The following is a 23,090-nucleotide window of genomic DNA, read 5'->3' as shown; positions in this document are numbered from 1 at the left end:
CAAATGACCAAGATCGCAATCCTCGGCGCCAATGGCCGGCTCGGCCGCGTGGTCGGCAAAGCCTTCATCGACGCCGGCTTCGACGTCCGCGCCGTCACCCGTACCGGCAAGGTACCGGCGGAACTCAAAGGCGCTACCGCCGTTGCCGGGGACGCGCTCGACCGCCAATCCCTCGTCCGTGCCACCCAAGGTGTCGACATCATCTTCAACGGCCTGAACCCGATCTACACCGACTGGGGCAAGTGCCTGCCGATGGCCGAGAACGTCATGGCCGCCTGCCGCGAAAACGGCGCGCTGCATCTCTTCCCCGGTACCGTCTACAACTACGGCTCGCCGATGCCCCAGGTGATCGACGAGGCAACGCCATTCCATCCGACCACCGAGAAGGGCCGCATCCGTTGCGCTATGGAAGCGCTGTTCCGCGGCGAGGCCGAAGCTGGCCGGGTGCGCACCATTATCCTGCGCGCGGGCGATTTCTTCGGCGGCACCGGCTCAGGCTCCTGGTTCGACCTCATCGTCGCGGCCAAGATGAACAAAGGCGTCTACACCGCGCCGGGCCCGGCCGATCTCGTGCATGAATGGGCTTACCTGCCGGACTTCGCCGTCGGCTTCGTCGGCCTGGCGCGCAATCTCGACAAGCTCGGCTTCTATGAAGCCATCAATTTCCCCGGCCACGCCATCACCGACCTCGACATGAAGGCCGCAGCCGAGAAGGCGCTCGGCCGCAAGCTGAAGCTCTCCTTCATGCCCTGGTGGGTGCTGCGCGCCGGCAGCCCGTTCGTGGCCATGTGGCGCGAGATCGTCTCGATGTCCTATCTGCGCTTCGAAGCGCACCGGCTGGTCTCGACGCGGCTGGAACAGGTCATTGGCGAAATCCCGCACACCCCGCTCGACCAGGCGGTGAAGGAGGCCATGCAGGATATCGGCATTGCAGTGGAACCGCCGCGCCTCGCCGCCTGATCGCAACATGCCAAAAAGCGACCGATCCGGCAGCCCGGCTGCGAACTACAGGATCGGTCGGCTATGTCTGCGTTGGCAGGTCGCATGCCTTGGAGATTGGCTGGAGCCTCCCAACCTCGTCATCCACGGGCGGAGCAAGGAGCGAAGCGACGCGCGCAGACCCGAGGATCCATTCCGTGAGACATGAGCGCTGCCACGGTACAGAATTCTGCTCCGCTGCACTCTAGGATCAAGGTCACGGCATGGATTCCAGGGTCTCTCTGCGCCGCTTCGCGGCTGCTCAGCCCTGGAATGACGAGGTTGGGCAAGCGTTTGCGCTGACCTGCAGCCTCTTAAATCCCTGGATCGAGGAACAGATCAAATCCTCCCCATCAGGAGCAGGATCAGCAGCACGACCAGGACGACGCCGACGATGCCGGACGGCCCGTAGCCCCAGGATCGCGAATGCGGCCAGGCCGGCACTGCGCCGAGCAAAATCAGGATCAGGATTATTACGAGAAGTGTCGTGATGGTCATGAGAAACCCTCGCCGTCTGGAGCAATTCCAGGAAAAGTGTGAGCGGTTTTCCGTCCGGAATTGCGCAAAAACAAAGAGATAGGGCGTTTCGCCGTCTTCTCGAAAGGCTGAAACGCACTAATCGAACTTCGAGGGGACAATGCAAAAAGCCGCCCGGTTGTTCCCGGGCGGCTTTTGTCCTTGGGGTTGCGAAACGCTCTATTCCGCGGCTTTCGGGAAAGCCTCCACCGGCCCCGCGCCAGCCTCGCTGGCCGGCTCGTCGGTCGTGACCTTGCCCTTGCCGCGCCGCAGCAGGCGGCTGAGCCAGCCGCGCCGCTGGCCGGGCTTCACCTTGGCGCGGGTGAACACCATCAGCATCGACGGCGTCACCACCAGCGTCAGCAGCGTGGCGAAGGACAGGCCGAAGACGATTGCCGAGGACAGCGAGATCCACCATTGCGTCGACGGCGCGTTGATCGTCGTCTCGTGATGGAAGATTTCGAGGCCGAGGCCGAAGGCGATCGGCAGCACGCCGAGGATGGCCGACACCGCCGTCAGCACCACCGGACGCGCACGCTCGCGGCAGGTCTGCAGCACCGCGTCCATCTTGTCCCAGCCCTCCTCGCGCAGCCGGTCATAGGTGTCGATGAGCACGATGTTGTTGTTCACCACCACGCCGGCCAGCGCGATGACGCCGATGCCCGACATCACGATGCCGAAGGCCTCGCCTGTCAACAGCAATCCGAGGAACACGCCGATCGTCGCCATGACCACGCAGGACAAGACAAGCCACACGCTGGTGAACTTGTTGAACTGCGCAAGCAGCACCAGGAAGATCAGGAAGATCGCCGCGCCGAAGGCCTTGCCGAGGAAGGCGCTGGCTTCAGCGCTGTCCTCGTTGGAACCGGCGAGCTTCCAGCGGATGCCGCTGCCGAGATCCATGTCGGCGACCGCCTTGGTCACCTGCTCCTGCACCGCCGCGACCTGCGCGCCGGCGCTGACATTGGCCTGCACGACCACGGTGCGCGCGCCGTCGATGCGGTTGAGGATGCCGACCGTCGGCTCGGGCTTGCGCACGACGAAATTCGAGATCGGCACCGAACCTTGCGAGGTCTGCACACGAAGCTCGTCCAGCGTCGACAGCGTTCGGCGGTCCTCCGGCAGACGCAGCCGGATGTCGACCGCGTCGTCGGCGCCGGCCGGCCGGTATTCCGACAGCTTGAGGCCGTTGGTCACCAGTTGCACCACCGTTCCGACCGAAGTCGGGCTGATGCCGTATTGCGCCGCCTTGGCGCGGTCGACCTCGATTGCCCAATCGACGCCGGGCGGCGGCAGGCCGTCCGAAATGTCGATGACGTTGGGGATCTTGGCGATGCGCGCCGCGACCGCGCGCGCCTTGTCGTCGAGCCCCGCCGGGTCGACGGCCGACAGCCTGATCTGGACCGGCTTGCCGGTCGGCGGGCCGGCTTCCGGCACGCGCACTTCGACATCGACGCCGGGAATGCCGGCCATGACGCCGCGCAGGTCGTCGAGGATCTGGTTGGCGGACTTGCGCTCGCGCCAATCGACGAACTCGTACTGGATGACGCCGACCACGTCTTCCGGGATGTCCTGGCCGCCGCCTTGCGTCTTGCCGACGCGGGTGTAGACCGACTTCACGCCGGGCCAGCCGAGCAGCCGGTTTTCCGCCGTCTTGGTCGCGGCGTCCATTTCCGCCAGCGAGAGATTGCCGCGCGCATGGACATAGAGCAGGCCGTAATCCGGCTCGACGCTGGGGAAGAACTCGACGCCGGCGCCATATTTCGAATAGGCGAAGCCGACGCCGACCAGCAGGCCGACGGTGAGCAGGATGACGGTGATCGGGAAGCGCACCGCCTGCTTGACTACGGCCATGTACCAGCCGTCGCGGTTGCCCTCCTCGTGATGCTCCGGCGTCTTGGCGAAGATCGCGCCCAAAGTCGGCGCGAACACCAGGGCGTAGAGCATCGAGGCCGACAGCGTCACGATCAGCGTGATCGGCATATATTTCATGAAATCACCGATGATGCCAGGCCAGAACAGCAGCGGCGAGAAGGCGGCGATGCGCGTCATCGTCGCCGCGATGACCGGGCCGGCCATGCGCCTGGCGGCCAGCGCGAAGGCGTCCGCCTTCGGCATGCCCTCGCTCATGCGCCGTTCCGCGAATTCGGTGACGATGATGGCGTCGTCGACCAGCATGCCGACGGCCAGGATGAGGCTGAACAGCACGATCATGTTGATCGTGTAGCCCATCATGGCGAGCAGCAGGATGCCCATCAGGAACGACGACGGGATGGCTAGGCCGATGAGCAGCGAGGCTCGCCCCGACAGCGCGTAGAGGATGACGATGAAGACCAGGATGACGGCGATCATCACATGGTTCTGCAGGTCGCCGAGCAGCTGGTTGACGAAGACCGACTTGTCCTGCGTGTACGTGACGTGCATGCCCTCGGGCATCGTCTTGATGAAATTGTTCGACACTTCCCTGACATGGGTCAGCGTGTCGATCAGATTGGCGCCGATGCGCTTCTTCACCTCGATGGCGATGGCCGGCCTGCCGTCGAGGCGCGTCACCGTTTCGGCGTCCTTGAAGGTCGAGCGGATCGTGGCGATGTCTTTTGCCTGCACAACCGCATTAGGCGTCGCGACGACCGGCAGGTTGGCGACATCCTCCGGCGTCTCGATCAGCGACGGCACCTTGACCGCGTATTTGCCTTCCGAGCCCTCGAGGTTACCGGCGGCAACCAGGCTGTTGGAGGAGGCGACACCCTGGATCACCTGGTCGAGCTGCAGCCCGTAGGAAGAGAGCTTCACCGGATCGACGACGACCTCGACGAGGTCGTCGCGCGCCCCCTGCAGCGAGCCTTCGAGCACGCCTGGCACTTCCTCGATGCGATCGCGCAATTCGCGCGCGGCCGACGTCAACACGCGTTCCGGCACGTCGCCGGACAACGTGACGACGAGGACCGGGAATTCCGAGACGTTGACCTCGTTGACCGTCGGCTCCTCGGCCGCCTGCGGCAGGTCGGCCTTGGCGTCCTGCACCTTCGAACGCGTGTCCTGCAATGCCGTCGCCAGGTCGGTCTGCGGCTGGAACTCGACCAGCACGTAGCCGCCGCCCTGGAAGGCGGCCGAGCGCATCTCCTTGAGCCCCTTGAGGCTCTTGAGCTTGCTTTCCATCGGCCTCAGCAGCAGGCGTTCGGAATCCTCCGGCGAGATGCCCTGATAGATCAGGCTGACATACATCATCGGAATCGGAACGTCCGGCTCCGCTTCCTTCGGCGTCGACTGATAGGCGACCCAGCCCGCGACGAGCAGGAACAGCAGCGCCGAAATGGTGAGGCGCGCATTGTTGATGGCGAGTCTGACGATATCCATGACTTCGGCCTGTTGTGCTTCGGAGGCTGCGGACTGCCCCTTCGCCGGGAGCCCGGCGAAGGACGCGTCGTGCTTACTGCGTGCCGGCGGTGGCTTCGCCGATCAGCTTGTTGATGGTCGCCTGGTCGGCCTCGACAGGCTTCACCAGGTCGCCTTCCTTCACCAGTTCCTGGCCGGCGACGATGATGCGCGCATCCTGCGGGATGCCGCCCAGCACCAGGCCATGCGGCGTGTCGTCGACGAGATCGATCGGGAAGAACGCCACCTTGTCGTCCTTGCCGACGGCGCGGATGCCGAGGTCGCCCTTGTCGCCGAGCGTCACCACCGAGCGCGGCAGCATGACCGCGTTGGTCGGCTCGGCGCTGAGCGTGATCTCGGCCGTCATGCCGGCGGGGATCGAACCGTCGGGATTGGGGATCGCCACCTCGACGCGGAAGGTACGGGTCTGCGCCGAGGCATCGCGGCTGATGTAGCGCACGGTGCCGGTGACCTTCTGGTCGTTGACCAGGCGCACATCGGCCTCGTCGCCGACCTTGACGTAGCGCAGGTCGCGCTCGCTGATCTCGCCGCGCGCGATGACCGGATCGAGTTTCAGGATCGTCGCCACCTCGCCGCCCTGCATCACCGAGCTGCCGAGCTCCACCGGCACACGGTCGATGACGCCGTCGAACGGCGCCTTGACCTCATTGCGGTCGAGCTCCGCCTGCGCGGTGTCGAGCTGCGATTGTGCAAGCGTCAGGTTGGAGCGCGCGGTATCGAGCTGCAGCTTGGGCAGATTGCCGGTTTTCATCAGCCGCAGGGAGGCGTCCAGCTCGGCCTGGCGCTGCGCCACAAGCTGCTTGGCGTTGTCGGCCATCGAGATCTTTTCTTCCGCCGCCAGCATCAGCACCAGGTCGCCGGTCTTGACGCGGTCGCCTTGCTTGACCGGCAGCTTGTCGATGACGCCGGCGACGCGCGTTGCCAGCACCGCCCGCTTGTCGGCCTCGGTCAGCCCGGAAATGCGGATGGCGCGCGCATAGGTCTTGCGCGGCGGCGTTACCACGGCGACGGTGCGCGCTGCTGCCTTCGGCTCGGCTTCGGCCGTCTTCGGCTTGCCGGCTTCAGGCTGCGCCGGCTTGCCGGCGTCAGCATGCTTGTCGGCGGTGACCGACTTGTCGGTGGTAACCGACTTGTCGGCGGCGCTGCCGACGGACGAGAACTCGCCTGTTCCCATCCAGGCTGCGAAGCCGATGAGCACGACAATGGCTGCAAGCTTGTGAAACCTGATTTTCGGCATCGTCATTTTGTTCCGTTGCTGGCTTGGCGAAGTCGGCGCTTCCGACTGTCGGGCGCGCGGCCGATATGGGTGCGCGCAAAGCCATGTTCAATTTGCCGTGATCGGCGAAGCGCGCTTCTACCCCAAAGTTGCACCGCAAAATAGTCAGAAACTTTGATGTTTTCTTATAGTACCGGGTGCGTTGACCCGCGATTCTCAACTTTCCGGCGCCGGCCGCCGCATTCTGACGGCTCAAGAGAGCAAATGGCAGCAGGCGTCAGGATGATGCGCAAGTTTGTCCTAAAATGAGCGGAAGTCTTCGAACAGACGGCGTGCCAATGCCTTCGTTACTGGAAGACTGTTATCACGTGATGAGGTTCAGCAGTCGAAAAAGCCGCTCGAAATTCTTGCCATAAGGCGGGCGCAACAAGCTGCCGGCGCTCAGCTTCGACTGCACGAAAATCGGCTTCTCTTTGCTGAATGTCCGGAACCCCCATTCGCCGTGATAGGCGCCCATGCCGCTGGCGCCGACGCCGCCGAAGGGCTGCCTTTCCTGGACCAGATGCATCATGCAATCGTTGACCGTGACGCCGCCCGCCAGGGTTTCGCGCATCATCCTTTGGCGATTGGCCCGGTCGCCGCCGAACCAGTAGAGCGCCAGCGGATGCTCCGCCCGGTTCACGTGAGCGATGGCGTCGTCGAGGGTGCCGTATTCGATGATCGGCAGCACCGGCCCAAAGATCTCTTCGCGCATCAGCCGCAGATTTTCGCCGGGGTTCTTGACCAGGACCGGCGCCATCTTGCGGTCGCCGACGCCGAGTTGTTCATCCGCCGGATTGACCTCGATAACATCGGCGCCGCTGTCGCGCGCCTCTGCAATCATATCGGCGAGACGCTTGCGATGCCGCTCGCTGACGATGGCCGTATAGTCGGGATTGTCGCGCAGGCTCGGATAGAGCCGCGCCATTGCCGCCGCCAGTTTCGTTGCGACCGTCGCGGCCTGCCCCCGCGGAACCAGCAGATAGTCGGGCGCAATGCAGGTCTGGCCGGCATTCAAGAGCTTGCCATAGGCGACACTGGCGACGGCTGCATCGAGATCGCAGGATGGATCGAAGATTGCCGGCGACTTGCCGCCGAGCTCGAGCGTCACCGGCGTCAGATTGGCGGCGGCAGCCAGCGCGACCTGCCGGCCGACGGCGGTCGAGCCGGTGAACAGGAGATGATCGAAAGTCATCGACACGAATGTCTTGCCGATGTCGGCGTCGCCCTGCACCACGCTCATCTCGTCGGGACCGAAATGTTTTTCGACCAGTCGCGCGAGCAGGTCCGAAAATTTCGGCGTCAGCTCGGAAGGCTTGATCAGCACCCGGTTGCCGGCGGCGAGCGCGGCCGTTGCCGGCGCGACGGCAAGCTGGAAGGGATAATTCCAGGGCGATACGATGCCGACGACGCCGACGGGCTGTGGCAGCAGGCGGTTGTGCCCGGGCAGGAACGGCAGGCTGGTGCCGACGCGGCGCTCGCGCATCCACCCGCGCAGATGCCGAATGGCGTGCCTGATCCCGGCCCGGACGACGAACAATTCGGCCAGCCGCGTTTCCTGCGCCGAGCGGGCGGAAAAATCGCTGTCGATCGCCGCGCAAATCTCGGCCTCATGCTTTTCGGTGAGCGCCAGCAGGCGCTTCAGACGATCCTTGCGGACGTCGAGGCTCGGGAAGGGTTCGCGCTCGAATGCCCTGCACTGCAATTCGAACAGCGCGCCGAGCGCATTCTGTCTGGTCTGCAGCATCGCAACCTCCCGTTTACGTTCAGGTAAGTTACATCGCCAGGGCAACCGAATCCAGCATTGCCCCGGTTCCGTGGGGGAAGATGCTGACAGCCGGAACAGACTTGCTGACAGGCATAGAGACCTTAAGCCCGCCGCCGCGCGGATTCCGGCTTGACGCGCGCGGCAAGGAATTCCTTGACGCGACGTCCTGGCGCCGGACCGCGCAACGGCTTGAAGCCGTCGTCGAGCTCGCCTGAAAGATCGAGTGTGGCCCGCTGGCCGACAGCATCGTAATTCTCTTCCAGCCAGTCGCTGGCGGCACTGCGGCCGAGGTCGCGCAGATAGGCGAGAAACGCCCATTCGGCATTGACCTTGGACGAGGCCGACAGGTCTTTGAAGGCCTCGTCGGCATCGATGCGGTGCATGCGGATGTCGCGATATTCGCCATGCGGCAGGCGCCCGGCCGCGATCAGTTCCTTGACGAAGGCGATCGAGCGGAATTCACGCAGCAGCCCGGCGTTGAAGGTGATCTCGTCGATGCGGTTCTGGATCTCGTTGGCGCTTTTCGGCGTGCCTTCGCGCACCACAGGATTGATCTGCACCAGAAGCACATCCTCGGTCGCCGCCGTCTTGAAGAACGGATAGAGCGCCGGATTGCCGCCATAGCCGCCGTCCCAATAAGGCACGCCCTTGATCTCGACCGCCTGGAACAGCTGCGGCAGGCAGGCCGAGGCCATCACCGTGTCGAGGTCGATCTCGCCATCGGAGAAGACGCGCAACTGCCCGGTCTCGACATTGGTCGCCGAGATGAACAGTTCCATCGACTTGCAGGCGCGCACGTTGTCGAAGTCGATCTCCTTGGCCACCACATCGCGCAGCGGATTGAGGCCGAGCGGGTTGGCGACATAGGGCGAGAACACCCGCGACATCGTGTCGAAGAAGACGTAGCCGGGCGTGTTCTCGATCGACCAGTTGCCCCAGACCACGTCCCAGGGCATGCGCTGCACCGGGCTGAAACGGCCCTTCGAGGCCACCGTCCGCCAGAAATCGTCGAGCTTTTTGCGCGCGCCTTCCACGCCGCCCCGGACAAACCCGTCGGCCAGCGCCACCGCGTTCATGGCGCCGGCGCTGGTGCCGGACACCGCCGCGATCTCCAGCCGCCCATCCTCCAGCAGCCGGTCGAGCACGCCCCATGAAAAGGCGCCGTGCGAGCCGCCGCCCTGGAGGGCTATGTTGATCTTCTTCTTTTCCTCCGCCTTGCCGTTCTTCGCCATGGCGTTCCTTGTCTCGATGCGCCGGCCTACCGCCGCGTCATTTGGACGGAGCCGGCGCAGTCAGCCTATGTTGCAGTGCAGCATATAAGGGCGGATCAAGGCAAGAACACGAACACACAAGCGTGATCGTGGGATTTTTCCTCGCCCCACTTCGTCCAGCTTGGCGCATGCACTGTCCAATGTAGCGCTGGTCGACCCCCGCTCCGTCTCGGCTTTGCCGAGCCACCTCTCCCCCGATCGACGGGGTAGAGGAAAGGCGCCGAGCTTCCTGCGGTCAACGCTCGTCCAGCAACGCTCCCTTCCTTTCCCTCCGGAGGGGGGAAAGGTGGCGCTGCGAAGCAGCGACGGATTGGGGGAACCACGTGGCCAATCAAGCCTCGGCCTGATCAGTCACGCCAGTCACACACAAGATGTGTGCATCCCCTAGCTAGACGAAGTGGGGCGAGGAACCAGGTTCAAGCCACTAGGTCGGGCACCGGTCCGACATAGCGCGACTGCGGCCGGATCAGCCGCCCAGTTGCCTGCTGCTCGCGCGCATGGGCGATCCAGCCTGCAACGCGGCCGGCGGCAAAGACGTTGGAAAATGCTTCTTTCGGGAAGCCGACCGCTTCCAAAAGAAGCGCGGTGTAGAACTCGACATTGGTCTGGATCGAGCGCTGCGGCTTGGCGATCCTGAGCACTTCGAGCGCCGCCTGCTCCACCGTCTCGGCGAAGGCCAGCCGGCTACCCATCTCCTTGCTGCTCGTCTCGTTGCGGGAACCGAGCTGCCGCACGACCGTCTTCAGCGCGTCGGCGCGCGGATCGCGCACGCGGTAGATGCGATGGCCGAAGCCCATGATGCGCTCGCCCTGCGCAATCTCGTCACGCAGCCATGCGGTGGCGTCGCCGCTGGCCTCGATGGCGTCGAGCATCTCGATCACCGGTCCCGGCGCGCCGCCATGCAGCGGACCTTTCAGCGCGCCGAGCCCGGCCAGTGTCGCCGAGGTCAATCCGGCGTGGGTCGACGCCACCACGCGGGTCGCGAAGGTCGAGGCGTTGAGCCCGTGGTCGCAGACCGCCACCAGATAGCTGTCGAGCGCCTTGGCAAGCGCCGGGGAGGCGGCGCCGGAGAGCATCCGCAGCATGTCGCCGGCATGATCGGCTTTTTCGTCGGGAGCGATCGGCGTCTCGCCCCGGCCAAGGCGCAGCAGCGCCGGTGTCAGCACCGCCGGCGCCGCGATCAGCCTGAGCGCGTCGGCAAGTCCATCGCCATCCGGCAGGACGGCCATGCCGGCCCGCATGCCGCTATAGACATCGAGCGGCGCAAGCTGGGGGAGCATCGGTTTCACGCGATCAAATACGTCCCGCCGCGCCTTGCCGATCGCCTTTTCCAGTTCGGCATCGCCTGGAAGATCGTCGAAGAAGCCGTCGAACAGCAGCCGCACCACCTGCGCGTAGCGCCGGCGGCCGGTGAGCTCCATCAGCGAATGGCCCCGGATGGTGAGGTGTCCGCCCACACCATCGACATCGGAAAGCACCGTGTCAGCCGCCACAACATCATCGAGCCCATTTGCCATGATCGTCTCCTTGACCTTTGGTGCATGACAATTAATGCTGCGCAATCAATGCATCAATCTTGATCAAGATAATCAATGTAAGGTGTCGAATGACGGAATGGCTGACGCGGGATGAGGCGCTGGAGCGGCTGAACGTCCGGCCGCAGACGCTTTATGCCTATGTCAGCCGCGGTCGCATCGGCATGAAGCCGGACGATGCCGACCCGCGCCGCAGCCAGTACCGCGCCGACGACATCGCAGCGCTTGCCACGCGCCGCGACCGCGGAAGGAGCCCGCGGGCAATCGCCGAAAGCGCCATCGCCTGGGGCGAGCCGGCGATTCCCACTTCGATCTCGACGGTGCTGCATGGCCGCCTTGTCTATCGCGGCAGGGACGCGGTGGAGCTCTCGGCGACGGCGACGCTCGAGGAGACCGCCGAGCTGCTGTGGGCCTCCGACCGTCCGGTATCGTTGGCTTCACTGACCTCTTCGGCCGCCCGGCAAAGCGGCACGCCCACCGCCTTCGCCAGGCTTTCGGCGCTGGCTGCCGAAGGCTGGCCCTCGCTCGGCCGCAGGCCGGCCATGCTGCAGCAGGACGGCGCCGCCGCCACCAGCGCGCTGGCCACGGCGTTCGGCGCGACGCCGGGCTCGGAACCTGTGCATGACCGACTGGCGCAGGGTTGGTCGGTTGACGGCGCGGGCGCAAAACTCATCCGCAAGGCGCTGGTGCTTTTGGCCGATCACGAACTCAACGCCTCGACCTTCGCCGCCCGCGTCGCGGCCTCCACCGGCGCGCCGGTCGCCGCCTGCCTGCTCGCCGGCCTTGCGACGCTGACCGGCCCGCGCCATGGCGGCGCCGGCGCGGCGGCGATCACGCTTGTCGAGGATGCCGAGCGGCTAGGTCCGGACGAGGCGATTGCCCGCTGGCTCGCTCATGACCGGCCGCTGCCAAGCTTCGGCCACCCGCTTTACCCGGAAGGCGATCCGCGCGCGCAAGCACTGCTGCCCGACCTGGAGATCGATGACGGGATCGTAGATCTTCGCGACGCCGTGCTCGCCGCGACCGGGCTGCATCCGAACATCGATTTCGCCCTGGCCGCGATGACGCGCAGCCTGCGCCTGCCGGCCGATGCGCCGTTCCGCCTGTTCGCGCTCGGCCGCAGCGTCGGCTGGACGGCGCATGCCATCGAGCAGGCGGCCAGCAACAGGCCGATCAGGCCCCGCGCCCGCTATGACGGGCCGGTCGAGAGAGCGGTGGGCGACGGATAAAGCGCGATAGGGTGTGTCGAGATTCAGGTCAGGCCGAGTCGAGAACGATGGCTTCCGAGAACCGGAGCGGAGCGTACTTAAAGTACGTGAGCACCGGAAGCGCAGGAAGCCGCCGTTCGCAGGCCGGCCTCACCTGAATATCGACACGCCCGTCAGGACATCGTGTCCAGCTTGCGCTGCATGGCCGCGATCTGCGCCTTCAATTCCTGCAGATCGTCGCCCTTTTCTTCCTTCTTCGGCGGCTCGGCCGGTGCTGCCGAATTGCCGCCCGCCGTCGGGAACGGCGTGAACATGCGCATGGCGTTCTGGAACATCTCGACATTGCGTCGCGTCTGTTCCTCGAGCGCCTTCATCGGCGTCTTCATCAAGTCGATCGGCGTCTTGCCGAAGGCGCCCTTGAGCTGCTCGCGAAACCGCTCCTGCTCCTTGGAGAAGGCGATCATCGACTGTTCGAGGAAGCTCGGCACGATCATCTGCATCTGATCGCCGTAGAAGGAGATGAGCTGGCGCAGGAACGGGATCGGCAGCATGTTCTGCCCATCCTTGTTCTCCAGCTCGAAGATGATCTGCGTCAGCACCGGGTGCGTGATGTCGTCGCCGGTCTTTGCGTCCTGGACCGTGAACTCCTCGCCCTTCTTGACCATCTCGGCCAAGTCCTCGAGCGTCACATAGGTACTTGTGCCGGTATTGTAGAGCCGGCGATTGGCATACTTCTTGATGACGATCGGGTCGTCTTTTGCGGCCATCCGTATCCTCCCCAGGACACCGGCACCTTTAGGAGTAAGCGGCCGGTAACGATTGCGCCCTTTATCGAGGATACGCGCAAAAGCGTCACAATTCCAAGCGGTTTGTGCACTGCGGCATCAATTAATGCTGCACAGCCATCGCAAAATCCGCTGTACGGCCAACGTCACGTTGCCGCGACTGGCGCGCGCTCTGCTTGCCGCGCATGGCGGTCATGCCCATTTCCGGTTTGACTCAGGGTTTCGAACGGGCAAGAAAGTCCTAAAGCGATCTCGAAAATACGACACCTCGAAGTCTGGAGAAGAAAATGTCCGCTTCCAATTCCATCGTCGTCGCCAGCGCCGCCCGCACCGCGGTCGGATCCTTCAACGGCAGTTTCGCCGCCACGCCGGCGCATGAGCTCGGTGCCGTCGTCATCAGGGAATTGCTCGCGCGTGCGAACGTCGAGGCGACGGAAGTCGACGAGGTCATCCTCGGCCAGGTGCTGACCGCCGCGCAAGGGCAGAACCCGGCCCGCCAGGCCTCGATCAATGCCGGCCTGCCGAAGGAGACCACCGCCTGGGGCCTCAACCAGGTTTGCGGCTCGGGCCTGCGGGCGATTGCGCTCGGCATGCAGCAGATTGCCACCGGCGACGCCAAGGTGATCGTCGCGGGCGGTCAGGAATCGATGTCGATGTCGCCGCACGCCGAGCACCTGCGCGCCGGCGTCAAGATGGGCGACTACAAGATGATCGACACCATGATCAAGGACGGCCTGTGGGATGCCTTCAACGGCTATCATATGGGCAACACCGCCGAGAACGTCGCCCGCCAGTTCCAGATCACCCGCGAAACCCAGGACGAGTTCGCCTTGGCCTCGCAGAACAAGGCCGAGGCCGCGCAGAAGGCCGGCAGGTTCAAGGACGAGATCGTCGCCTTCACCATCAAGGGCAAGAAGGGCGACACCGTCGTCGACCAGGACGAGTACATCCGCCACGGCGCGACGCTCGACGCCATGACCAAGCTGAAGCCCGCTTTCGACAAGGACGGCACGGTCACCGCCGCCAACGCGTCCGGCATCAATGATGGCGCCGCCGGCGCGCTGCTGATGACCGAGGCCGAGGCTGCCCGCCGCGGCATCACCCCGCTGGTGCGCATTGCCTCCTGGGCGACCGCCGGCGTCGATCCGGCGATCATGGGCACGGGGCCGATCCCTGCCTCGAAGCGGGCGCTGGAGAAGGCCGGCTGGTCGGTCAAGGACCTCGACCTCGTCGAGGCCAACGAGGCGTTCGCCGCGCAGGCCTGCGCCGTCAACAAGGGCATGGGCTGGGATCCCTCGATCGTCAACGTCAATGGCGGCGCCATCGCCATCGGCCATCCGATCGGCGCTTCGGGCGCCCGCGTCTTCAACACGCTGGTCCACGAGATGCGCCGCCGTGGCGCCAAGAAGGGCCTCGCCACGCTGTGCATCGGCGGCGGCATGGGCGTCGCCATGTGCGTGGAAGCGCTCTGAAAAAAGAGTGAATGGTGAATGGCAAATGGTGAATGGCCGGATAGCCGACCCTCTTCGACCATTCACCATTCACGATTGACCATTCACCAGAACAGGGAGGAGGAACCCAATGACCAAGGTAGCAATCGTCACCGGCGGATCGCGCGGCATCGGCGCGGCGATATCGATCGCCTTGAAGAACGCCGGCTATTCCGTCGCGGCGAACTATGCCGGCAATGACGAGGCGGCCCAGAAATTCAAGGCCGAGACAGGTATCCCGGTCTACAAATGGTCGGTCGCCGACTACGAGGCCTGCGCCGCCGGCATCAAGCAGGTCGAAGCCGATCTCGGCCCGGTCGGGGTGCTGGTCAACAATGCCGGCATCACCCGCGACGCCATGTTCCACAAGATGACGCCCGCGCAGTGGAAGGAAGTCATCGACACCAACCTCTCCGGCGTCTTCAACATGACGCATCCTCTGTGGAGCGGCATGCGCGACCGCAAGTTCGGCCGCGTCATCACCATTTCCTCCATCAATGGCCAGAAGGGCCAGGCCGGCCAGGTCAACTACTCGGCCGCCAAGGCCGGCGACATCGGCTTCAGTAAGGCTCTTGCCCAAGAAGGCGCTCGCGCGGGCATCACCGTCAACGTCATCTGCCCCGGCTATATCGCGACCGAGATGGTCAAGGCGATCGACGAAAAGGTGCTCAACGAGCGCATCATCCCGCAGATCCCGGTTGGCCGCCTCGGCGAGCCGGACGAGATCGCGCGCTGCGTCGTCTTCCTGGCTTCCGACGAGGCCGGCTTCATCACCGGCTCGACCATTACCGCCAATGGCGGCCAGTACTTCGCCTGATACCCAACTTCGCCTGATACCCTTTTTGCGCTGAGGCGGCCCCGACATCGGAGCCGCCTTTTTGCCACCGTCGACAAGCTCGGCGCGACACCTTGCCTCAATTCGGCACGCAAAGGTTAACGGCAACGGCCCCCTTGTGCGCAACTCCGCCAACAAGCTGTGAATTCTCGGTGGGCAAGCTGTGGATAACACCATATCTAGGGGTGAACAAACCGGGAAAATAACCGGATCGCTGATTCGTCGCCGATTCGTTCTGGCTTTGGCCGGAAAGTTAACGGCGGACAGCGCAAACGTCACCGAATTCGTTAAAGGCGATTAAGAAAAATAAACAATTTCATAACTTTGAGGACAGGGCTCAAGTCGACCGCGACCGTTGCCCGGCAAAAGTTAACGACGATCTCGGCCCGACGGGGCCAGGCAGGAATCGGGCCAATTCAGCGATTCAGCATGTGGTGAGACTCACCGTCAAAAAACCCACATATAGCCGTGAACAAAACCTGAATCAGAGCGAGTAAGCGATTCGTCGCCGATTCGTTCCAGACTCGTTCCAGCCGTTAACAACGACCCGATTTTGGCCACCCCGGCCGCTCAGCCTGTTCCCAAAGGAACATTCCGCTTTCGCTTCACGCCCGAAGTCCCTATGTGTCGCCTGTCACACGCGGCGGCACCGCCGTGCTTCAGACTACAAGCGGCAGAAACCTTATTTCCGAGCCGATGAACATCCAGCCGAAACACTCCCAGCCGCTGATCCTTTCGGGCCGCGACGTGACGGCCGTGCTGGGCCCCACCAACACTGGCAAGACCCATCTCGCCATCGAGCGCATGGTCGCGCATGAGACCGGCGTCATCGGCCTGCCGCTCAGGCTGCTCGCCCGCGAGGTCTATGCCCGGGTCTGCGAGAAGGTCGGCGCCCACAAGGTGGCGCTGATCACCGGCGAGGAAAAGATCGTGCCGGCCGGCGCGAAATATTCGGTCTGCACCGTCGAGGCGATGCCGCGCGAAACCGACGCCGCCTTCGTCGCCATTGATGAGGTGCAGCTCGCCGGCGATCTCGAGCGCGGCCATATCTTCACCGACCGCATCCTGCATCTGCGCGGCCGCCAGGAGACGCTGCTGCTGGGCGCCGCCACCATGCACGGCATCCTGCAGCGCCTGTTGAAGGGCGTGTCGGTGGTGACGCGGCCGCGGCTTTCGCACCTTGCCTATGCCGGCTCGAAGAAGCTCACCCGGCTGCCGCGGCGCACCGCCATCGTCGCTTTCTCCGCCGACGAGGTCTATGCCATCGCCGAGCTGATCCGCCGCCAGCAGGGCGGCGCCGCCGTCGTCCTCGGCGCGCTCTCGCCGCGCACCCGCAACGCGCAGGTGGAGATCTTCCAGTCCGGCGATGTCGACTATCTCATCGCCACCGACGCCATCGGCATGGGACTGAACCTCGACCTCGACCATGTCGCCTTCGCCCAGAACCGCAAATTCGACGGTTACCAATACCGCAACCTGACCGCCGCCGAGCTTGGCCAGATCGCCGGTCGTGCCGGCCGGCACCTGCGCGACGGCACGTTCGGCGTCACCGGCCAGGTCGATCCGTTCGACGAGGATCTGGTCGCCAAGATCGAGGGACACGACTTCGACCCGGTGAAGGTGCTGCAGTGGCGCACCGCCGATTTCGACTTTTCCAGCCTCGATGCGCTGAAGCGCTCGATCGAGGCCAATGCGCCGGTCGAAGGGCTGACCCGCGCGCTGCCGGCCGTGGACGCGCAGGCGCTGGAGCAGCTGTCGCGCGATGGCGAGATCCGCGCTCTGGCCGCCGGCAAGGAGCGCGTGGCACTGCTGTGGGAAGCCTGCGCGCTGCCCGACTACCGCAAGATCGCGCCGGCCCAGCATGCCGACCTTGTCGCCTCTATCTATATGGACCTTGCGCGCCATGGCCATGTCGATGAGAATTACATGGCCGAGCAGGTGCGGCGCGCCGACACGACCGACGGCGATATCGACACGCTCTCGCACCGGATCGCGCAGATCCGCACATGGACTTTCGTCTCCAACCGGCCTGGCTGGCTGGCCGATCAGCTACACTGGCAGGAAAAGACGCGCGAAATCGAAGACAGATTGTCGGATGCGCTGCATGAGCGGTTGACGAAACGCTTCGTAGACCGCAGGACTTCCGTCCTCATGCGGCGCCTTAGAGAAAATACCATGCCTGAAGCCGAAATCAGCCCTACCGGAACCGTCCTCGTCGAAGGCCATCATGTCGGCGAATTGCAAGGGTTCCGCTTCACTGCCGACCAAAGCGCCGGCGGCGAGGACGCCAAGGCGGTGCGCACCGCCGCCCAGAAGGCGCTCGCGGCCGAGTTCGAGGCGCGCGCCGAGCGCTTTGCCGCTTGCGCCAATGGCGACCTGGCTTTGGGCTCGGACGGCGTCCTGCGCTGGATCGGCGCGCCGATCGGCACGCTGGTCACCGGCGACGAGGCGTTGAAGCCGCGCCTGGTCCTGCTTGCCGACGAGCAGCTGACGGGCCCTGCCCGCGACAAGGTCGCGGCGCGCGCCGAGCGTTTCGTCAATTTCCAGATCGAAACGCTTTTGAAGCCGCTGGTCGATTTGAAGAATGCCGACCAGCTCGCCGGCATCGCGCGCGGCATCGCCTTCCAGCTGGTCGAGCATTTCGGCCTGATCAATCGCCGCGACATCGCGGAGGAGATGAAGTCGCTCGACCAGGAAGGCCGCGCAGCGCTTCGCCGCCTCGGCGTGCGCTTCGGCGCCTACCATGTCTTCGTGCCGGCGCTGATCAAGCCGGCACCGGCGGGCCTGGTGACCTTGCTCTGGGCGTTGAAGAATGACGGCAAGGACAAGCCCGGCTTCGGCGACGTGGTGCATGCGCTGGCTTCTGGCCGCACCTCCGTGGTCATCGACCCGGCCTTCGACAAGACCTTCTACAAGCTCGCCGGCTACCGCAATCTCGGCCGCCGCGCCGTGCGCGTCGACATCCTGGAAAGGCTCGCCGACCTCATCCGCCCGGCGACCAACTGGAAGCCCGGCCTCGGCCAGCGTCCGGACGGCGCCTATGACGGCCACGCCTTCATGGTGACGCCGCCGATGATGTCGATCCTCGGCGCCACGGCCGACGACATGGAGGAGATCCTCAAGGGTCTCGGTTATCGCTCCGAGGCGAAGCCGGCCGCCGAGGTGAAGGCGAAGCTCGACGCGCTGGACGACGCCGCCAGCGAAGCGGCCGTGGCCAAGCTCGCCGCGGAAGAGGCCGCTCGCGCCGCGCAGGCGAAGGAGGCGCCCGCCCCCGAGGCCACCACCTTGGCAACGTCCGGCGAGAGCCCGGAGACGGACAGCACCGAAATCCATGCCGCGGAGACCCCGGCCGAGAGCGCGGCTGAGGTTGTCGACGGAACAAGCGGACAAGAGACACTGGCCGCGGAAGCCACGGAAACCGCGGCGGCAAGCGAACCGGCAGCGCAAGGCGATGAGCCGGCCGGCGAGGCCGTGACGGAGGAAGGCCTGCCCTTGGCTCAGGCCGAGTCCTCGCAGACCGAAACCCCGGCCACGAGCGCGGCGGAGCCTGTCGACGACACAGCTGGACAGGAGACCGTGGCCACGGAAACCGCCGCGGCAAGCGAACCGGCAGTGCAAAGCGATGAGCCGGCCGGCGAGGCCGTGACGAAGGAAGGCGTGCCCTCAGCTCAGGCCGAGTCCTTGCAGACCGAAACCCCGGCCACGAGCGAGACCCCTGCATCGACCGAAATGACGACGGAAGCCGCCACCGGCGAAACCGCGGCCGAGGCTGAAGAGCCGAAGCCTGTCCTTCTGTGGCGCCAGGCGCGCTTCGATCATCAGCGTCCGCGCCATCGCCACGACAACCGTCGCGACAATCGCCCGCGCGGCGGCCAGCCCGCGCGCGATGGCCAGCCCGGCGCCGCTACCGGCCAGCCCGGCGATCGGCCGGCCCAGGAAGGCCGCCGCGAGCAGCGCGACGGCGCCGGCAAGCCGCGCTTCGACCGCTCGAAGTTCAAGCCCAGGCCGGAGACAGGCGACCGGCGCGAAGGCAGACCGCAAGGCGAGCGGCCGGACCGCCGCGAGGGCCGGCCCGACTGGAAGGGCAACAGGCAGGATGGCAAGGGCAACGCCCAGGGCGGCAAGCCGGCCTTCCAGGGTAAGCCGCGCGAGGAACGCCCGCAGCGCTTCGATCCGGATTCGCCCTTCGCCAAGCTCGCCGCCTTGCGCGACCAGCTGAAGAAATAGGCTGGAGCATGATCCCGAAAAGTGGGAACCGGTTTTCGGGCGAGATCATGCTCCAACAAAGAGACAGCATGATCCCGAACCGAAGGACCGCGTCAGCGAAAAGTGGGAACCGATTTTCGGGCGAGATCATGCTCCAACAAAGCTAGCCCCGATGGTTGGAGAGGGCCGCCAGCGCATCGACAAATGGCTGTTCTTCTCGCGCGCGGTGAAATCGCGGTCCCTGGCGGCGAAAGTCGTCGTCGCCGGGCGCGTCCGCATCAATCGCGACAAAGCAGCGCAGGCCTCCGATCTGGTCAAGCCCGGCGACGTTCTCACCATCACGCTCGAGGGCCGTATCCTGGTCTGGAAGGTGCTGAATTGCGGCACGCGACGCGGTCCGGCCGACGAGGCGCGGCTGCTTTACGAGGATATGTCGCCTGCGCCAACACCCAAGGGCGAGGCGGTTCCGGATGCCATTCCAGCCCTGCGCGAGGCCGGCAGCGGGCGCCCGACCAAACGCGAGCGGCGGCAGACCGACCGTCTGCTCGGCGATGATTGAATTGGGCCAGCCGGACCGCCAGTGGCGAGACCGCTGGAATTCTATTCCCCGGGGCCGGCAGTGCCCGAATGCCCTGCCCTTGCAAGCAGCCGGCAAAGGCGTTACCTCAACGTGAAAAAGCCGAGCAAATCGGGACGTTCCGGAGCCTGCAATGACCTACGTCGTGACCGACAATTGCATCAAATGCAAATACATGGACTGCATCGAGGTCTGTCCGGTCGACTGTTTCTACGAGGGCGAGAACATGCTCGTCATCCACCCCGACGAGTGCATCGACTGCGGCGTGTGCGAGCCCGAATGCCCGGCCGACGCGATCAAGCCGGACACCGAGGGCGGCCTCGACAAATGGTTGCAGGTCAATTCCGAATACGCCGAGAAGTGGCCCAACATCACCGCCAAGAAAGAGCCGCCCGCGGACGCCAAGACCTTCGACGGCGAGACCGGGAAGTTCGAGAAATATTTCTCGGCGGAGCCCGGTGAAGGCGATTGATGCTGGCGCCGGCGACGCCGGCATGACGCGACGTAACGCGACCGATACAATTGCTGTCTTGACAGGCAGCGACCCCGTTTGACGTTAGCGAACGCAGCAAAACCTTGATTCTTCCGACTTTTTGTGTTACATCAGCGAAACATGCCGGTGACACAACGTCGATTTATGGCGCTAACGCCCCAAATCACTGAAAGGTGAGCTTTTAGATCCGGACCAGAGCGATCTGGGGCAGGCGGTCGCATTCGTGCGGTATGCCGGTCCCTGCTTTTCCGGTGGGTTCATCCTGTTGCGCGGCTAATGGTCGGCTATTGCCGACCCCATCGGTTCGAGCCGGCATGATGCCGGCTGCACAACTAAGGAGTTCAGGGCGTAATGGCAACGATCACCCCGCAGAAGAAGTCCAACGCGGCCCGCCACGGGTTCAAGACCGGCGAGTTCATCGTCTATCCGGCGCATGGCGTCGGCCAGATCGTGGCGATCGACGAGCAGGAAGTTGCGGGTCACAAGCTGGAACTGTTCGTCATCGATTTCCAGAAGGACAAGATGCGGCTGAAGGTGCCGGTCGCCAAGGCGACCTCGATCGGCATGCGCAAGCTGTCGGAAGAGGACTATGTCGACCGCGCGCTGAAGGTCGTGCAGGGCCGCGCCCGCGTCAAGCGCACCATGTGGTCGCGCCGCGCCCAGGAATATGATGCCAAGATCAATTCCGGCGACCTGATCTCGATCTCGGAAGTGGTGCGCGACCTTTACCGCGCCGACAACCAGCCGGAGCAGTCCTATTCCGAGCGTCAGCTCTATGAAGCCGCGCTCGACCGCATGGCCCGCGAGATCGCCGCGGTAAACCGCATGTCGGAGACCGAAGCGGTTCGCCTCATCGAGGTCAACCTCAACAAGGGTCCGAAGCGCGGCGCCAAGGCCGACAACGAGGAAGCCGAGCAGGAAGAAGCTGCCTGAGCTTTTTCGCTTTTGAGTTTACGAAGAACCCGGCCTCGCGCCGGGTTTTTTGTCTCCCGCGGCTTGCGAGGCCATTGGGGCACCTTTTCAGCTTCCCCATCCCGCGCCGTCATCCTCGGGCTTGTCCCGAGGATCTACCGCCTCATGAAACAGGATCGCCGTCAGTCCGGGTAACTCGGCAGATTCTCGGGACAAGCCCGAGAATGACGGCGGCGCGGGTTGCGTTATCAGCTGGCCCTTCGGGCTGTCTTCCCCCTTAAGGAAGGTAACAACTCACCCGCCGCCTTCGCGTGCTGCCTCTTGCCTCAGCGAAGCTATAAACCGCTTCGTCCGCTCGCGCTCCGGATTGTCGAACATCACCGAAGCCGGGCCTTTCTCGACGATGGCGCCGGCGTCCAGGAACACCACCTCCTGCGCGATCTTGGAGGCGAGCCTGAGATCATGCGTGGCCATCACCATGGTCGTGCCTTCGCGTGCAAGCTGTCCAAGCACGTCTACCACCTCCTGTGCCAGTTCCGGATCGAGCGCAGAGGTCGGCTCGTCGCAGAGCAGCACGCGCGGCGACGGCGCCAGCGCCCGGGCGATCGCCACGCGCTGCTGCTGACCGCCCGACAGCGTCGCCGGCCAGGCATCGGCCTTGTGCGCCATGCCGACCTTTTCGAGCAGCGCCAGCGCCCGCTCGCGCGCCCTTGGCTCCGGCCACTTCAGCACCGTCACCAGCCCTTCCATGACATTCTCGATCGCAGTGCGGTGCGGGAAGAGCTGGAAATTCTGGAACACCATGCCGGTCTGCAGGCGGATGCGCTGGATGTCCTTGGCCGGCACCTTGCCGCCCGGATGGAAGTCGAGCGCTTCCTCACCGATGCGCAAGGAACCGGAGGTCGGGATCTCCAACAGGTTGATGCAGCGCAAGAGCGTGCTCTTGCCGCCGCCCGAAGGGCCGACCAGCGCCGTCACGCTGCCCTCGTCCAGGCTGACGGTGACACCCTTCAGCACCAGATTGTCGCCGAACCGCTTTTCGATGTCGGTGAGGCCGATCATGCGTTGGCCTCCAGGAACCCGCCATAGCGGTTGAGCCGCACCTCTAGCCGCGCCTGCAGCGCCGACAGCACCGAGCTCAATGCGAGATAGAGCGCCGCCGCCTCGACATAGAGGATCAGCGGCTCATAGGTGGTGGCCACGATGCGCTGCGCCGCCTGGAACATCTCGGGCACCGTGATCGCCGCCGCCAGCGAGGTATCCTTGACCAGCGAGATGAAGGTGTTGGAAAGCGGCGGCACCGCGACGCGGCCGGCTTGCGGCAGGATGGTGCGCCGCATCGCCTGGCTCCAGGTCATGCCGATCGAATAGGAAGCTTCCCACTGCCCCTTCGGCACCGAGCCGATGACGGCCCGGATGATCTCCGACGTGTAGGCGCCGATGTTCAGCGTGAAGCCGATCAGCGCGGCGGGAAAGGCATCGAGCAGGATGCCGACCGACGGCAGGCCATAGAAGATCAGGAACAACTGGACGAGCAGCGGCGTGCCGCGAAAGATCCAGACATAGAAGCGAACCAGCGCGACCAGCGGCTTTGGACCGAACAGCCGGATCAGCGCCGTCGCCAGTCCGGCGATGAGCCCGAGCGCGAAGGACAGGAGCGTCAGCGGCACGGTGAAGATCAGCGCCGCCCACAACAGCGTCGGCAACGATTCCAGCATCAATTGCAGCCAGTGCGGCACGGAGCGCTTCTCCCTTCCAGATACGGCGGCGCGTTCCCCCGTATGGACTGACTATCATGCAAAACCCGGCGGGCCGTCAAAGACGGCGGCGCACGAATATCGTGCAAAAAACAACGGGCCGTCTTT

17 protein-coding genes are annotated in these 23,090 nt (G+C 64.8%); 8 read left to right on the top strand and 9 right to left on the bottom strand.

The window, feature by feature from the left end:
• Positions 1–3 precede the first annotated feature (3 nt).
• Positions 4–960 (top strand): SDR family oxidoreductase, encoded by a 957-nt coding sequence (locus FJ956_RS21460; protein WP_140678995.1) that lies wholly within the window; start codon positions 4–6, stop codon positions 958–960.
• Positions 961–1,317: 357 nt separating this feature from the next.
• Here the strand turns inward: FJ956_RS21460 and FJ956_RS21455 are convergent, their stop codons facing one another.
• From FJ956_RS21455 to FJ956_RS21430, 6 genes are all read right to left on the bottom strand, one after another.
• Positions 1,318–1,476 carry a DUF3309 family protein gene (locus FJ956_RS21455; RefSeq protein WP_140678993.1) on the bottom strand — a complete coding sequence of 53 codons (159 nt, stop codon included), beginning with the start codon at positions 1,474–1,476 and terminating at the stop codon, positions 1,318–1,320.
• A gap of 198 nt (positions 1,477–1,674) precedes the next feature.
• On the bottom strand, positions 1,675–4,851 hold the full coding sequence (locus FJ956_RS21450; protein WP_140678991.1) for an efflux RND transporter permease subunit: 3,177 nt from the start codon (positions 4,849–4,851) through the stop codon (positions 1,675–1,677).
• 73 nt (positions 4,852–4,924) lie between these two features.
• Positions 4,925–6,127 carry an efflux RND transporter periplasmic adaptor subunit gene (locus FJ956_RS21445; RefSeq protein WP_140678988.1) on the bottom strand — a complete coding sequence of 401 codons (1,203 nt, stop codon included), beginning with the start codon at positions 6,125–6,127 and terminating at the stop codon, positions 4,925–4,927.
• A gap of 343 nt (positions 6,128–6,470) precedes the next feature.
• Positions 6,471–7,892, bottom strand: coding sequence for a coniferyl aldehyde dehydrogenase (locus FJ956_RS21440; RefSeq protein ID WP_140678986.1), 1,422 nt, complete (start codon positions 7,890–7,892; stop codon positions 6,471–6,473).
• A 122-nt stretch (positions 7,893–8,014) separates the two neighbouring features.
• Entirely contained in the window at positions 8,015–9,145 is a 1,131-nt protein-coding gene (locus FJ956_RS21435; RefSeq protein WP_140678984.1) for a patatin-like phospholipase family protein, read from the bottom strand.
• Positions 9,146–9,600: 455 nt separating this feature from the next.
• Positions 9,601–10,701: a citrate synthase/methylcitrate synthase gene (locus tag FJ956_RS21430; RefSeq protein WP_140678982.1), complete on the bottom strand. Its 1,101-nt coding sequence runs from the start codon at positions 10,699–10,701 to the stop codon at positions 9,601–9,603.
• A gap of 89 nt (positions 10,702–10,790) precedes the next feature.
• Between FJ956_RS21430 and FJ956_RS21425 the strand changes: the two genes are divergently transcribed.
• Positions 10,791–11,948, top strand: coding sequence for a citrate synthase (locus tag FJ956_RS21425; RefSeq protein WP_140678966.1), 1,158 nt, complete (start codon positions 10,791–10,793; stop codon positions 11,946–11,948).
• Between the two features lie 152 nt (positions 11,949–12,100).
• Here FJ956_RS21425 and phaR read toward each other — a convergent pair whose 3' ends face one another.
• Entirely contained in the window at positions 12,101–12,694 is a 594-nt protein-coding gene (gene phaR / locus FJ956_RS21420) for a polyhydroxyalkanoate synthesis repressor PhaR (RefSeq protein WP_140678957.1), read from the bottom strand.
• A gap of 305 nt (positions 12,695–12,999) precedes the next feature.
• On the opposite strand from phaR, the gene FJ956_RS21415 reads away from it, so the two are divergent.
• The 6 genes from FJ956_RS21415 (at position 13,000) to FJ956_RS21390 (ending at position 21,246) form a co-directional block, all read left to right on the top strand.
• Positions 13,000–14,184, top strand: a complete 1,185-nt coding sequence (locus tag FJ956_RS21415) for an acetyl-CoA C-acetyltransferase (RefSeq protein ID WP_140678952.1) — start codon at positions 13,000–13,002, stop codon at positions 14,182–14,184.
• A gap of 109 nt (positions 14,185–14,293) precedes the next feature.
• On the top strand, positions 14,294–15,019 hold the full coding sequence (gene phbB, locus FJ956_RS21410; RefSeq protein WP_140678950.1) for an acetoacetyl-CoA reductase: 726 nt from the start codon (positions 14,294–14,296) through the stop codon (positions 15,017–15,019).
• 714 nt (positions 15,020–15,733) lie between these two features.
• Positions 15,734–19,264 carry a helicase-related protein gene (locus FJ956_RS21405; protein ID WP_140679018.1) on the top strand — a complete coding sequence of 1,177 codons (3,531 nt, stop codon included), beginning with the start codon at positions 15,734–15,736 and terminating at the stop codon, positions 19,262–19,264.
• 151 nt (positions 19,265–19,415) lie between these two features.
• On the top strand, positions 19,416–19,802 hold the full coding sequence (locus FJ956_RS21400) for an RNA-binding S4 domain-containing protein (protein WP_140678948.1): 387 nt from the start codon (positions 19,416–19,418) through the stop codon (positions 19,800–19,802).
• A gap of 151 nt (positions 19,803–19,953) precedes the next feature.
• Entirely contained in the window at positions 19,954–20,292 is a 339-nt protein-coding gene (fdxA, locus tag FJ956_RS21395; protein ID WP_112101550.1) for a ferredoxin FdxA, read from the top strand.
• A gap of 372 nt (positions 20,293–20,664) precedes the next feature.
• Positions 20,665–21,246: a CarD family transcriptional regulator gene (locus FJ956_RS21390; protein WP_140678946.1), complete on the top strand. Its 582-nt coding sequence runs from the start codon at positions 20,665–20,667 to the stop codon at positions 21,244–21,246.
• Between the two features lie 273 nt (positions 21,247–21,519).
• Here the strand turns inward: FJ956_RS21390 and FJ956_RS21385 are convergent, their stop codons facing one another.
• Together FJ956_RS21385 and FJ956_RS21380 are read right to left on the bottom strand one after the other, a co-directional pair.
• Positions 21,520–22,287 (bottom strand): amino acid ABC transporter ATP-binding protein, encoded by a 768-nt coding sequence (locus FJ956_RS21385; RefSeq protein ID WP_140678944.1) that lies wholly within the window; start codon positions 22,285–22,287, stop codon positions 21,520–21,522.
• A complete protein-coding gene (locus FJ956_RS21380; RefSeq protein ID WP_140645830.1) occupies positions 22,284–22,964 on the bottom strand; it encodes an ABC transporter permease subunit in 681 nt (226 codons plus the stop codon). Before FJ956_RS21380 ends, FJ956_RS21385 begins: the two co-directional genes overlap by 4 nt.
• Positions 22,965–23,090: the final 126 nt, after the last annotated feature.

It is taken from the genome of Mesorhizobium sp. B2-4-3, from assembly GCF_006442815.1.
In the GTDB taxonomy this organism is placed as follows: Bacteria; Pseudomonadota; Alphaproteobacteria; order Rhizobiales; family Rhizobiaceae; genus Mesorhizobium.
The sequence above is the reverse complement of the archived record's forward strand: the minus strand, read 5'-3'. Positions and strand labels throughout refer to the sequence as shown.